The sequence below is a fragment of the Acinetobacter sp. CY73 genome (assembly GCF_059515865.1).
Genome location: NZ_JCAKMZ010000001.1, coordinates 34,730 through 48,459, shown reverse-complemented (window position 1 = coordinate 48,459; position 13,730 = coordinate 34,730). Strand labels below are relative to the sequence as shown.

The following is a 13,730-nucleotide window of genomic DNA, read 5'->3' as shown; positions in this document are numbered from 1 at the left end:
TACATACTGGAAAATAATTCTTAAAACGATCAGCCGACGTCTACTCACGGACACTGCCTGATCAAAGGTGTCCGAATGCAAAAATACAACCTAGCGCATTCGCTAGGTTTTTTGTATCTAAAATTTATACATGGACATGTAATTCATTACTAATCAAGAGAAATCTTATGGGCATAAAAAAATTTTGAACGCTAAAGCAGAATATGGCGTTCCAGTAAAAATATATACCGATGACATTGACCAAGAAAGTTTAAATCAACTGAATAAAATGTCTCAACTTGAATTTATCCATTCACATATCGCAGTCATGCCAGATGTACATGTCGGAAAAGGTGCAACAGTAGGCAGTGTCATTCCGACCAAAAATGCAATCATTCCTGCAGCAGTTGGAGTTGATATCGGATGTGGCATGAATGCTTTACGCTTAAGCTTAAAAGCCTCGCAACTGCCTGATCAACTCAGTGCATTGAGGAATGCAATTGAGCGTAAAGTCCCCGTCGGTTTTGAAATGCATAAGCAAGTCAAGGCCAAAGCATCCACCTTATCACCTTTAGAGAAGCGATTAAAAACCATTACAGATAAACATCCTGGTCTAAAACGCATGCTACGGAGTTTCGATACCACATGGCATAAACAATTAGGCACACTCGGCGGTGGCAATCATTTTATTGAACTATGTTTGGATGAAAATCAAGATGTTTGGATTATGCTCCATTCAGGCAGTCGTGGTTTAGGCAATGTCATTGGAACCTACTTTATCGAACGTGCCAAAAAAGAAGCTCAACATCGCTTTGGACATGTTCCTGATAAGGACCTAAGCTATTTTGCTGAAGGCTCCTCTAGCTTTGATGACTATGTGGAAGCCGTCGAATGGGCACAAGAATACGCATATGAAAATAGACGAGAAATAATGCGCTTAATTTTAGAAGCAATTCGCCCCTTATTACCTAGCTTCCAAATGACCAAAGAAGCGATCAATTGTCATCATAATTATGTGCAAAAAGAGTTTCACTATGGTGAATACGTTTTTGTCATACGTAAAGGTGCGATTCGTGCAGGGCTTGATGAATATGGCATTATACCTGGCTCAATGGGCGCAGCCTCATTTATTGTCAAAGGGAAAGGCAATCCCGAATCCTTCTGCTCATGTTCGCATGGTGCAGGGCGTAAAATGAGTCGGAGTAAAGCAAAACTACTCTTTAATCAACAAGACTTAATTACTCAAACGGAAGGCGTCGAATGTCGTAAGGATAAAGGTGTTGTGGATGAAATTCCGAGTGCTTATAAAGACATCCATGAAGTGATAGCATGTCAAAATGATTTAATCGAAGTTGTTCACACCTTAAAACAAGTATTGTGTATCAAGGGTTAACACTGCAAAAAACACAGGATAAAAAACCATAACTTAAAGTTATGGTTTTTTATAAATTACTTTTAATTATTTATTGAATTTTTAAAGTCGCACTCACTCGGCGGTTATTTGCACGGCCTTCAGGAGTTGCATTTGTATCAATTGGCTTAGAAGAACCAACACCAAATGCTTTCACCTGATTAGGGTTAACACCATGATTCATGATCAATGTATTACGGATTGAATTGGCACGCTCTAATGAAACACGACGATTCGTCGAAACTTTACCACTGCTATCCGTATGACCTTCCAATTCAAGTACAAAATTTTGATTCTGTGCCAAACTTTTTGCTGCCGTGATCAAATAAATTTGATATTTGGATTCAATTTCACTTGAGTTGGTATCAAAATAAATAGATACGCCATTCTTCAGTTCATTGAGTATTTTTTGTGAAGCGACTTCTTGAGTTTGAATAGTATCATTAACTTTCGTCGTTGAACAACCAACCAATAAACCACTACTAACTATTGCTATTAAAATTAATTTTTGCATTTTTATCATAGGATAGACCCTTATTGTTTAAATTTTTTAAATTCAATTTTAATGGTTTAAATTAGAATAACTCATTTTATATAAATATCCCAGTAGCTAAACCCTCTACTTTTATTAAAAAAAAACGACTCCGAAGAGTCGTTTTTTATCAAGAAAAAGATCTCAAATTATTGAGCTGTTACAGTACGGCTACCAGAAATAGTCGCGAATACACGACGGTTCATAGCACGACCTTCTTTAGTTTTGTTGTCAGCAATCGGTTGATCCCAAGCAAAACCTTGAGTAGACAAACGAGCAGCATCAACGTTGTATTCGCTTACAAGTGCAGACTTAACAGAGTTAGCACGAGCTAAAGATAAACGTTCGTTCAACGCACGTGGACCAGTGTTATCTGTATGACCTTCAATACGAGCAGTCGCATTCGGGTATTCAGATAATTTTTCAGCTACTTTAGCGATTTCTGGTTTGTATTGATCTTTGATGTTTGATTTGTTTGTATCAAAGAACACACGTAATTCCATGTTCAAGTCTTCAACAAGTTGTTTAACAGGTTGTTGAACAGGAGCTGGAGCTGGTTCTACTGGAGCAACTTCTACTACATTAGCAGCAGGTTTCAAGTGACCACCAAGAACTACGTTAAGACCAGCTAAAGCTGTGTAGTTCCAGAAATCTTCATCGATGTTGTAAGTAGCACGAGCTTCAGTACGTAGAGACAAAGCATCGTTTAAGCGCCAAAAAGCACCTACACCTGCATTACCTAAAGTACCTTCGTCATCTTTAAGATCACCGAAAGAGCCATCATATTCGTATTTATAGTGACCAGCACCTAATAATACATATGGCTTAACTTTGCTGTCATAGTTTTTAGTGATCAAATCAGAAGTAGCGTAGAAGTTACCATTGATTTGAGTTTGCTTGTATTCACCAAAGTTAGCAGTATCAGTCTCAATATCACCTTTAACTTGGTTATATTCAGCTTCGAAACCTAACCATGGAGTTAATTCGATACCAAGCGCAGCACCAACGAATAAATCGTCTTGAAGTTCAGCAGCCTCGCCATAAAGATGATCTTCATAGCTATTATTATGCGCAGTGTCTTGGAACGTGTAACCAACCATTAACGGTGTAACAGTTACGCCAGCGTTTGCAGCAGCTAAAGGTGCAGCAACAAGCATAGCAAGTGCGATACGACTCAATTTCATGGATATCCTCCAGAGATAACAATTGTTTTTCAAGCTCAGCCTAAAATTGTATGGCTTCCTGAGATAGGCTTTTTTATACCCCAGTATTTTTTTTAAGCTACTCACGTTGAATCATACAAACACTTGAAGACAATTCCAAGTGCTTGATTACTTTAATCAAGTAAATTATTGACAAAATTACTTACAATTTCCGTTGTAATTCGGTAATTTTTTACTCAATTTGACCTTGAGAATAACTTATCTTTCCATTCTCAGTATTTTAACAGCATTAAGAAATGATAGTAATCATTTTTTATAATGTTGGCTTTAAACCTTTTAAATTTATCAAAAATTTTAAAAATCAGACAATTAATAAACAGAAGAAGTATAACCAATGTATCTAATTTGTAAAGAAAATGCTTTCACACTGATTGAACTTGTTGTAACTATTGCTGTTTTAGCCATTATTATCAGTATTGCCCTACCCTCATACCATACATTTATGGAGCGTCAAGAGCACAATCAGTTAATCTCTTTGATTCGTAACGTTACACAATTATCCAAAAATCTAGCGGTAATACAGCATCAGCGAATTGTCATTTGTTCTTCAGAGAACTTGAACAGTTGTGCTGATAACCAATGGGATAAAGGAATCCTTATTTTTACAGATCAAAACAATAATAAGATATTCGATACAAATGAAATGATTCATCAAAAGCTTAAAACCAACTTCAAGTATGGCAATCTTAAATGGGTTGGCGGTGCTGTAAATGTAAAGACTATAACATTTATGGGAGATACTGGACTACCTCGTGGATCTCAAGGCAGTTTTCATTATTGCAGTTTAAAAACAACTCAAAACAATACTCGCTATGTGGTCAACCAAATGGGACATGTGAGAACTGAGCCCAGTAATAGATGTTGATTAACGTACAATACTGATTAGTCAAAAATACCTAGTGATGCTTCACTCTTCCTAAATTTTCAATATACTGCTTAGGTTATAAAGTTTTGAATACAACATGCAAATACAATAATGGAAGTACAACAATGACTGAAATCGTAATCGTAAATGGCGCTCGTACAGCAATGGGTGGCTTTCAGGGTAGCTTATCTGGACTTACAGCACCTGAGCTTGGTGCAGTAACCATTAAAGAGGCTGTTGCTCGCGCTGGTTTACAACCCACAGACATCGAAGAAGTGATTATGGGCTGTGTACTTCCAGCAGGTTTAAAACAAGGTCCAGCTCGTCAAGCCATGCGTCAAGCAGGCTTACCTGATACTACCGGTGCGGTGACCATTAACAAATTATGTGGTTCGGGCATGAAAGCTGTCATGCAAGCTGCCGATATGATCAAAGCAGGTTCGGCAAACTTTGTCGTTGCTGGTGGCATGGAATCCATGACCAATGCACCTTATGTGTTACCTAAGGCACGTGGTGGTTTCCGCATGGGACATGGTGAGATTAAAGATCATATGTTCCTAGACGGTTTAGAAGATGCTGAAACAGGTCGCCTAATGGGTTCATTTGCACAAGATATGGCGAATACCAAAGGCTACACACGCGAACAGATGGATGCTTTTGCAATCCGTTCTTTAGAGCGTGCTAAAACGGCAATTAATGAAGGTTATTTTGCTGATGAAATCGTTGCTGTGACCGTTTCATCTCGTAATGGTGATGTTGTTGTAGATAAAGATGAACAACCTTTTAATGCCAATATCGATAAAATTCCAAGCTTGCGCCCTGCTTTCGCTAAGGACGGTACCATTACCGCTGCTAATGCGAGTTCAATTTCTGATGGTGCATCTGCTCTAGTTTTAACATCAGCAGAACAAGCGAAAACTAAAGGTTTAGCTCCTCTTGCTAAGATTGTTGCTTACGCATCAAACTCACAACATCCATCTGAATTTACCATTGCACCTGTCGGTGCAATTCAAAAAGTCTTAGATAAGTCTGGTTGGAAAGTCGAAGATGTCGATCTTTGGGAAATCAATGAAGCTTTTGCCATGGTAACCATGTGTCCGATGGATGAATTTGGTCTAGATGCTGAAAAAGTCAATATCAATGGCGGTGCTTGTGCTTTGGGTCACCCAGTGGGCTCAACAGGTTCGCGTATTATTTTAACCTTGATTCATGCCTTGAAACGTACTGGCGGTACAAAAGGGATTGCCGCGCTGTGTATCGGTGGTGGTGAAGCAACTGCTGTGGCGATTGAAATTATATAATTTGAAGCCTGTTTAGAAAATTAAGTTATAAAGTCATGCCCTATGAAAAGCCTTCCGGTCTTGGAAGGCTTTTTTTAATTCTAACTTCTTAAAAAACCACATTCAATTTATTCAGCTATCTTTTCATTAAAATTTGGAGACACAATTGTTAAATTAGCCCAGCTATAGTAATAAAATAGCTCAATCATTATTTTAATCTTTAAGGCAAAGGAAGTTACATTTAAAGTTCATCAAAAAGTTTTGATAAAGCATTGGGCATCTAGCCTTTTTATGCCGATATCTCACTACAGGTAGATATCCTAGATTCAAGCAAACAATTATTATATTTCTATTAAATTCAACCAAAATGAGCAATCAGCAGCTTATAGAATATTTACCGTCTTGTCTCAAAATAGACCAATTGAAATGCGTTTTAAAAACCTTTTGGAATGTAATCAATGGTTTTTTTAGAGATCAATTTGGCATTCAATGGATGCTCGATTGTCAGCTTGAATAAGTCGAAATTGATTTAATCTAAACATCGATATTTGAAAATTGAGCAATAATAATCAGCCCGATGGTGATAAATCCAATACCAATCCACCCTGCAATATCAATATTTTGTCCAAGAAAAGCTTTCGCTAAAAATGCTGTCGCAATCACACCAATCCCAGACCATAAAACATAAAGAATACCGGCCTGCATAAACTTTAAGGCATAGGCTGCACAGGCAAAAGAAACAATATAAAGGATCAACGCAATGCCTTGATCAGCCTTGTTCACTAGACCATTACCCTTCGCCGAATAAAAGGTAGAAAGCACATCGGTTGCTATTGCGATCATTAACCAAATGATTCCTGGATTTATTTTTTCCATTAAAAAAGACATGGTTATTTTCATTGTGACAATCATGGGTGAAGTTTAGCCTGAGTTGCTTTGATTCACTAGCGATCAGTTCCTTCAGATCAATGAATAAGACATACAAAAAGGCGAATGGATGATTCGCCTTTTTTAATAACTTATAATGTTTAATGTTCAAATCACTAGAGGCTTAGAGAAGCTCTTTACGAAGTTGTTCTGGTGATTTCATGGACAATAAACCTGGTGCAACATCAAATGCTGTCTTAGCACCGTATTGACCCATTTGGTTCATACGATGACAAGCACGTGCATAAGCCACTAGAACACTTGCGGTAAATTCAGGGTTGCTATCAAGCTTCAATGAAAACTCAACAACTTGATTGTGCTCAGCACTGCTATTACCACTACGAATCACGAAACCGCCATGAGGCATGCTGTTGTGTTCTTTAGCAAGCGTTTCTTCATCAATAAAGTTCACGGTTGTATTGTAGTCAGCAAAGTAGTCAGGCATGGTGACGATGGCTTGTTCAACGGCTTTCGCATCAGCACCCTCTGCAAGTACGACATAACATTCACGTGTATGCTTATCTTTTGTGCTTAATTGTGGGCGAGAACCGCTACGTACTTTTTCAATTGCATCAGTTGATGGAATGGTATATTGAACGCCTGCTTTGACGCCATCTACACGACGAATCGCATCTGAGTGACCCTGACTCAAACCTTTACCCCAGAATGTGTAAGTTTCACCATCTGGAAGAAGTGCTTCACCGAATAAACGGTTGATTGAGAACATACCAGGATCCCAACCAATCGAAATCATGGCTGTCTTCTTGTTTGCAAGTGCTGGTGCATTTACGGCATCAAAGAATTCAGGAATACGTGCATGCGTATCGAAGCTATCTACAGTATTAAATTGGCTTGCTAGTTCAGGTGTTTGCTTTGGCAAATCATCTTTAGAGCCGCCACATAAAATCAAAACATCAATTTTATCTTGGAACTCTGCAAGCGTATCCATATGAAATACAGAAGTCGTCGCAAAACAAGGGGAAACTGTTTCTGGTGCACGACGAGTAAAAATACCGATGAGCTGTAAATCTGGGTTTTTTTGGATAGACGTTTCAACGCCACGACCAAGGTTGCCGTAGCCGACAATACCAATACGAATCGAATTTTGCATAACCACTGTATCACTGAGTAAATTAAAGGGAATTGAAAGGTAATTCTATGTTGCACCAATAACGATCAACATTGCATTGCTTATATTACAACACATCACATTTATTTAAAGCGAATGAGGTGCATAGATGTAAATGCCAATTGAATACATTAAATAAAAAGCCTGCGTTCAGCAGGCTTTTTATTTTGATCAGTTTAAGCACCTGTTTGATAATTGGCTTTATCAACTGCGGTAGATGCCTGATATGGGTTAGTGAAATCACCTAAACCCGCAGCAGCCTCAACAATATCTTTACCTTCTTTAATCACGAAAGTATCGAAACCTGCGCGCTTCATATAGTTCAACACGTCTTTGAACACATCACCTGTTGCACGAAGTTCACCTTGATAACCTTGGCGACGAAGCAGCGCTGCAAATGAATAACCACGACCATCATTAAAACCTGCAAACTCAATAAAGATTGCATCTAGCTGATCTAATGGAAATTCGTTGGTTTCAGGAGAAGCATCAACAGTTAAGTACAATGCTTTTTTACCTGATACATTTGCAAGTTGATCTAACTGCTCTACTGTTAAAACAACATCACCTTGCGGCAACACACCATCTTCACCAATGATTTGGTAAGTGTTATCAGTCACAGTGCCGTCTTTTGCGAGCACTTGAAGTGCGGTACTAAGCATATGCACGCTCCTTAAACGGTTGAATACCAACACGACGATATGTTTCTACAAACTCTTCACCTTCTTGACGTAAATCAAGATAAGTATTCAAAATCTCTTCTACAACGTCAGGTATACGATCAGCCGCAAAAGATGGCCCTAAAATATCACCAATTGAAGCATCGTGATCTGCATTACCACCTAGTGTAATTTGGTAGAATTCTGCGCCTTTTTTATCGACACCTAAAATACCAATATTACCGACATGGTGATGACCACACGCGTTCATACAACCTGAGATGTTTAGATCTAATTTACCTAAGTTGTAAATCGTATCTAGATCATCAAAACGGCGTGAAATCGCTTCAGAAATTGGAATAGATTTCGCATTTGCCAATGAACAGAAATCCCCACCTGGACAGCAAATGATATCGGTAATAAAACCAATATGTGCGCGTGCCAAGTTATTTGCTTCAAGCGTTTGCCAGACTGCAAACAAATCTTTTTGTGGTACATCGACAAGCGAAATATTTTGTTCATGTGTGGTACGAAGTTCACCGAATGTGTATTGATCTGCAAGATCTGCAATCAAATTCATTTCTTCAGTGGTCATATCACCCGGTGCAATACCTGCACGTTTCAGTGAAATCGTCACAATACGATAGCCTTTAACTTTGTGTGCATTGGTGTTGATATTAAACCATTGTTTGAATTTTGGATGTTCTGCAAACTGAGTAGAGAAATCTTCATCTGCATAATCTTGATAATCAAACGGCGTAAATTCTTCGTCTAATTTTTTCAAAATTTCAGGCTGAATTTTCAAAGTTTGAACTGTATGTACAAATTCTGCTTCAACTTTTTCAGCAAAGACTGCAGGCGTTAAAGCTTTTACTAAAATCTTAATACGTGCTTTGTATTTATTGTCACGGCGACCATGTAAGTTATATACACGAAGTACCGCCTCTAAATACGCAATGAGATCTTCACGTGGTAAGAAGTCACGAATAAAGCTACCAATAATTGGTGTACGACCTAAGCCACCACCCACTTTGATTTTATAGCCCATTTCGCCAGCTTCATTACGAACGATATAAACACCGATGTCGTGGAATGAAGTCGCAGCACGATCTGTTTCTTCAAGTGCAGACACTGCAATTTTGAACTTACGTGGTAGAAATGCGAACTCTGGGTGGAATGTAGACCACTGACGGATTAATTCACAGGTCGGACGTGGATCTGCAATTTCACCAGCAACTACACCTGCATATTGGTCCGTTGTTGTATTACGAATACAGTTCCCTGAGGTTTGAATGGCATGCATTTGTACAGTAGCAAGCTCTGCCAACATATCAGGTACATTTTCTAGCGCAGGCCAGTTAAACTGAATGTTTTGACGTGTCGAAACATGTGCATAACCACGGTCGTACTCTTTTGCCAAAGACGCAATTTTACGTAATTGGTTTGAATTCATTAGACCATAAGGGACAGCGACACGTAACATTGGTGCATAACGTTGTACGTATAAACCATTTTGTAGGCGTAGTGGACGGTATTCATCTTCCGTCAACTTACCTGCTAAATAACGTTCCGTTTGGTCACGGAATTGTGCAACACGTTCGTTGATCAACTGCTGATCAAAATCAGTATATAAATACATGGCGTACGGCTAGTAATTTCTATTATTAAGGCGAACAGAATAGCCTTAATTGATCTATCAAGAAAATGCGTTTTTTACATATTTAATAACTGTTTTATTGATAAGGCTTACAAATCATAATGTTTATTATCAGAATTTAGCTGTTATAAATTATAAAGAAGTAGATATCTGTTTATATTATAAAAGATCAATTAGTACCAATAGCCAAGCAAGTCTAATTTCCCCCCATGATTCCATTTTTTCTCTCCAACTGACTTAACCATTAAACAGTCATCAATCCATTCAGTCTTGAGTCCGAATTGTTTATGTTGATCTACCGTTAACCAAGTGACTGTTTGAGAAGTAAGCAAAAAACCAAACTTTTCATAGAGTGCATATTGTTCTGTAGACAATAGAATAAAATCCACATTTTGATTAAAAGTTAGCAGCCATTTCTCTAAATACATCATGATTGCTCTTGCATAACCTTGTCCACGATAATGCGGCTGAATCGCCAGATCAATAAGACCTAAAACATAGATCGGCTGCTCATTTAAAGTCATAACGCGATAATCCAAGCCCAGTTGCCCAATCAACTCCTTATCACTTTTCAATAAAATCCTTATATGGGGTAATTGTTTAAAATAATGTTTGTTATCAAAATTTTCATCAGGAAAGCTTATTCGAAGGAGATTGATAATTTGGTTTTTAGATAATTGGTCTAGCTGAAGTTCAGGTATACACAGAATTTTGAAATCAATAGTCATTATATTTCTCTAATCAGTAGCGCTTTTAAATTTAATGCACTTACGTATATCAATTTTAAATACCCAAATAAGTATTTTCCCAATAGTTAGCTTCAAACTCACCTTCGACCAATTGCACATAACGTCCATGTACATGATCAATGGCAATACAATCATCGATATCGAGCACGCGATCAGTATGCTGTTTTTGCCAATGTTGAGCGAAATATGCTTTTCCTTTCTGTTTTGCTACCATGGCATTTTGAGCAAGCACTAGTACATAGCGGTGTAGCTCTCCAAATTCTTTAGCATCATAACCACCCAAATTAATCAAATATAATTTTTGTGATGCTTGATTCGGCTGAGCATCAGTAAATTGTAATTGATACTTCTGCCCCTCAAACTCTACGCCTTTGATTTGTGCCCATGCATCAATATGTAAACCCTTTTGCTCACCAAACCATGCATTTTTTAACTGCGGGTAAATGTCTTCCAAAGTATCACCCACTGCTAAAACTACATCATGAACTTCTGTATTGGCACGTGCATGACGCCCACCGAGCATGACAATGAACAAACTAGGCATAATATTTCTCTCCAATGAGCTTTCAATATTAGACAGCATTAACCTTTTGTAAAATGTCCAAAAGGATCAAAGCCCCTAACGATAATACGGCATTATTGACAAAGTGAATGAGGAGCACATGCCAAATATTACGTGTCCACAGGTAAATGATATTCAAAAAAAGCCCTGCTGCCATAAAACTGACTGTAGCGACCAAATTTCCATCAAAATTATGATAGTGAATCAACCCAAACAAAATCGAGTTCATCAAGACTAAAACCACACGCCAGAGCCACGGTTTGACAAATAATTTTTGTAGTAAGGTATAACGAAAAATAATATCTTCTAAAAGTGCAGTAAATAATGGCCCGAAACTGATCATGATTAGACTAATAAAAGCGATCTGACTCGAATCAAATTGATGGCCACTCTCTACTGATGTTGCAGTCGGTAGAAAACTTCGTGTCAGAGAAATGACGACTTGAAGCATTATTCCACCGATAACCACCAATAAGCTGGAGCGCCAAAATGCCTGTTTATATTTTTGCCAATGCTCAACCAACATCGGTTTATACAGCGTACAAACCATGATAAACAATATCCCTCTGAATACTGTATCTCCGATTGCCACATTCACGGAGTGACCAAAAATCTGCTCTAAGAAATATCCATTCAATAAAATCAGTGGAATAATGCATACGGCAAAAGTATCTCTGTATTGCCAATGAATTCGATTTGGAAATTGTTCTGCACGAACCAAATGGGTAAACGTCATTCTTATCAATTTAATCTGTTCTAAATGTGGGGTATTGTCCCGATAGTCTGTTGTTCTTTCTATATGGTTTTTGTGTGTATGATTTAGCCCATAAAAAAGCTCCACGAATGGAGCTTTTAAAAGACGACTCTAAATCTAAGCTTAGATTTACATATCAACCATTTCCACGCCATCAATACGTGCAACGGTCATTAAGTCTTTATCACCACGACCTGAAACCGTCGCAATAATGATCTGATCTTTAGACATCGTTGGCGCAAGTTTGGTTACATACGCCATTGCATGTGAACTTTCAAGCGCAGGAATAATTCCTTCGATATGGGTCAAATCACGGAAGCCTTGAAGTGCTTCGTTGTCATTGATTGGCACATATTCAACACGGTTCATGTCTTTTAAGAAACTATGCTCAGGTCCAACACCTGGATAATCCAAACCTGCTGAAATTGAATGTGTTTCAATGATTTGACCTTGGGCATCAGACATCAAATATGTACGGTTACCATGAAGCACACCGACATGACCTGCATTGAGTGGTGCTGAATGTTTACCACTTTCGATACCATGACCAGCAGCTTCAACACCATACATTTTAACGTCTTGGTCATTCAAGAACGGATAGAACAATCCCATTGCATTAGAACCACCACCGACACATGCAACGAGTGCATCAGGTAAACGCCCTGCTTGCTCTTGGATTTGTTTACGCGCTTCACGTCCAATAATCGATTGGAAATCACGTACCAATTGCGGATACGGATGTGGACCTGCAACAGTACCAATGACATAGTAGGTCGAATCGACATTTGTGACCCAATCACGCATTGCTTCGTTCATAGCATCTTTTAAAGTTTTAGAGCCACTTTCTACAGGCACAACGGTTGCACCCAATAAGCGCATACGATATACGTTCATCGCTTGACGTTTCACGTCTTCTGCGCCCATAAATACAACGCATTCAAGACCCAAACGTGCTGCAATGGTTGCAGTCGCAACGCCGTGCTGACCTGCGCCTGTTTCCGCAATAATACGTTTTTTACCTGAAAGTTTCGCCAAAAGTGCCTGACCAATCGTGTTATTCACTTTATGTGAACCCGTATGATTGAGATCTTCACGCTTTAAGTAAATTTGAGCACCACCGAGTTCTCTTGACCATCGTTCAGCATGATATAAAGGACTTGGACGACCTACATAGTAAGCCAAGTCACGGTCGAATTCTGCCAGAAACTGTTTGTCATCTTTCATGCGAAAATAGAGTTTTTCTAAATCCTCTAAAGCCGCCATAAGAGTCTCTGACACAAAACGTCCGCCATGAATACCGAAATGCCCGTTTTGATCTGGGAATTGGGTATAGTCAACTTGACTGTTATGACTTTGATTTTGCTGATCCACGATGGACTCCTTGCATAAATTTTTCAATGAGTTGTTGGTCTTTTATACCTTTTGCGGACTCTACGCCTCCGCTCACATCCACAGCAAAAGCCTGTGTTGTGTTAATAGCGTCTTCAATATTGTCAGGGTTTAATCCCCCTGCCAAAATGAGGGGAATATCCATTTTGGGGAACTGCGACCAGTCAAATGAATGACCTGTCCCACCTTTCAGTTCCGGGTGCCAAGCATCCAAAAGCATAGCACTTGCGCCCGCTTGTTGATATTGCTCAACTGCCTCAACAATATTTAAATCAGGTTTCACTTGAATGGCTTTGTACCAACGACGCCCTGTTGCTTTTGCAATTCGCTGACATTCTTCAGCAGATTCGTCGCCATGAAACTGTAAAATATCCAAAGGGACTTCTGCTAATGTCGCTTGAATGTGCTCCAATGATGCATTGACAAACAGTCCGACCAATTGAACATAAGCAGGGGCATGTTTGGAAAGCGTTTTTGCTTGTGCGATAGTCACGTTTCGAGGGCTTGGCGGAAAGAACACAAAGCCAATCGCATCCGCGCCTGCTTGAACAACCGACTGTACATCTTGAATACGTGTGATTCCGCAGATTTTGGCACGAGTTCGCATATTTGAT

At 38.8% G+C, this 13,730-nt stretch carries 14 protein-coding genes; 3 read left to right on the top strand and 11 right to left on the bottom strand.

Annotation, left to right across the window (positions count from 1 at the left end; genetic code table 11):
* Positions 1-145 precede the first annotated feature (145 nt).
* On the top strand, positions 146-1,372 hold the full coding sequence (locus AC5YD2_RS00230) for an RtcB family protein (protein ID WP_496124599.1): 1,227 nt from the start codon (positions 146-148) through the stop codon (positions 1,370-1,372).
* A 70-nt stretch (positions 1,373-1,442) separates the two neighbouring features.
* Here the strand turns inward: AC5YD2_RS00230 and AC5YD2_RS00225 are convergent, their stop codons facing one another.
* On the bottom strand, positions 1,443-1,904 hold the full coding sequence (locus tag AC5YD2_RS00225) for an OmpA family protein (protein WP_496124383.1): 462 nt from the start codon (positions 1,902-1,904) through the stop codon (positions 1,443-1,445).
* A gap of 167 nt (positions 1,905-2,071) precedes the next feature.
* Positions 2,072-3,106 carry an outer membrane protein Omp38 gene (gene omp38, locus AC5YD2_RS00220; protein WP_496124382.1) on the bottom strand — a complete coding sequence of 345 codons (1,035 nt, stop codon included), beginning with the start codon at positions 3,104-3,106 and terminating at the stop codon, positions 2,072-2,074.
* Between the two features lie 373 nt (positions 3,107-3,479).
* Here omp38 and AC5YD2_RS00215 point away from each other — a divergent pair, with 373 nt between their 5' ends.
* Together AC5YD2_RS00215 and AC5YD2_RS00210 are read left to right on the top strand one after the other, a co-directional pair.
* Positions 3,480-4,010 (top strand): GspH/FimT family pseudopilin, encoded by a 531-nt coding sequence (locus AC5YD2_RS00215; RefSeq protein ID WP_496124381.1) that lies wholly within the window; start codon positions 3,480-3,482, stop codon positions 4,008-4,010.
* A 125-nt stretch (positions 4,011-4,135) separates the two neighbouring features.
* Positions 4,136-5,311 (top strand): thiolase family protein, encoded by a 1,176-nt coding sequence (locus AC5YD2_RS00210; protein WP_496124380.1) that lies wholly within the window; start codon positions 4,136-4,138, stop codon positions 5,309-5,311.
* A 513-nt stretch (positions 5,312-5,824) separates the two neighbouring features.
* Here the strand turns inward: AC5YD2_RS00210 and AC5YD2_RS00205 are convergent.
* From AC5YD2_RS00205 to AC5YD2_RS00165, 9 genes are all read right to left on the bottom strand, one after another.
* The gene (locus AC5YD2_RS00205) at positions 5,825-6,178 is read right to left on the bottom strand and encodes a DMT family transporter (RefSeq protein WP_496124379.1); all 354 of its coding nucleotides are present in this window, start codon (positions 6,176-6,178) and stop codon (positions 5,825-5,827) included.
* Positions 6,179-6,341: 163 nt separating this feature from the next.
* Positions 6,342-7,328 (bottom strand): diaminopimelate dehydrogenase, encoded by a 987-nt coding sequence (locus AC5YD2_RS00200; protein ID WP_496124378.1) that lies wholly within the window; start codon positions 7,326-7,328, stop codon positions 6,342-6,344.
* A gap of 194 nt (positions 7,329-7,522) precedes the next feature.
* Positions 7,523-8,008 carry a DUF934 domain-containing protein gene (locus AC5YD2_RS00195; protein ID WP_496124377.1) on the bottom strand — a complete coding sequence of 162 codons (486 nt, stop codon included), beginning with the start codon at positions 8,006-8,008 and terminating at the stop codon, positions 7,523-7,525.
* Positions 8,001-9,644, bottom strand: a complete 1,644-nt coding sequence (locus tag AC5YD2_RS00190; protein ID WP_496124376.1) for a nitrite/sulfite reductase — start codon at positions 9,642-9,644, stop codon at positions 8,001-8,003. Before AC5YD2_RS00190 ends, AC5YD2_RS00195 begins: the two co-directional genes overlap by 8 nt.
* A gap of 191 nt (positions 9,645-9,835) precedes the next feature.
* Positions 9,836-10,390: a GNAT family N-acetyltransferase gene (locus tag AC5YD2_RS00185; RefSeq protein WP_496124375.1), complete on the bottom strand. Its 555-nt coding sequence runs from the start codon at positions 10,388-10,390 to the stop codon at positions 9,836-9,838.
* Between the two features lie 55 nt (positions 10,391-10,445).
* Entirely contained in the window at positions 10,446-10,955 is a 510-nt protein-coding gene (locus AC5YD2_RS00180) for a DUF1543 domain-containing protein (RefSeq protein WP_496124374.1), read from the bottom strand.
* A 28-nt stretch (positions 10,956-10,983) separates the two neighbouring features.
* On the bottom strand, positions 10,984-11,709 hold the full coding sequence (locus AC5YD2_RS00175) for a CPBP family intramembrane glutamic endopeptidase (protein ID WP_496124373.1): 726 nt from the start codon (positions 11,707-11,709) through the stop codon (positions 10,984-10,986).
* Between the two features lie 147 nt (positions 11,710-11,856).
* Positions 11,857-13,098: a tryptophan synthase subunit beta gene (gene trpB / locus AC5YD2_RS00170; protein WP_496124372.1), complete on the bottom strand. Its 1,242-nt coding sequence runs from the start codon at positions 13,096-13,098 to the stop codon at positions 11,857-11,859.
* Complete coding sequence (locus tag AC5YD2_RS00165) at positions 13,073-13,723, bottom strand: phosphoribosylanthranilate isomerase (protein ID WP_496124371.1); 651 nt, start codon at positions 13,721-13,723, stop codon at positions 13,073-13,075. Before AC5YD2_RS00165 ends, trpB begins: the two co-directional genes overlap by 26 nt.
* Between the last annotated feature and the right edge of the window lie 7 nt (positions 13,724-13,730).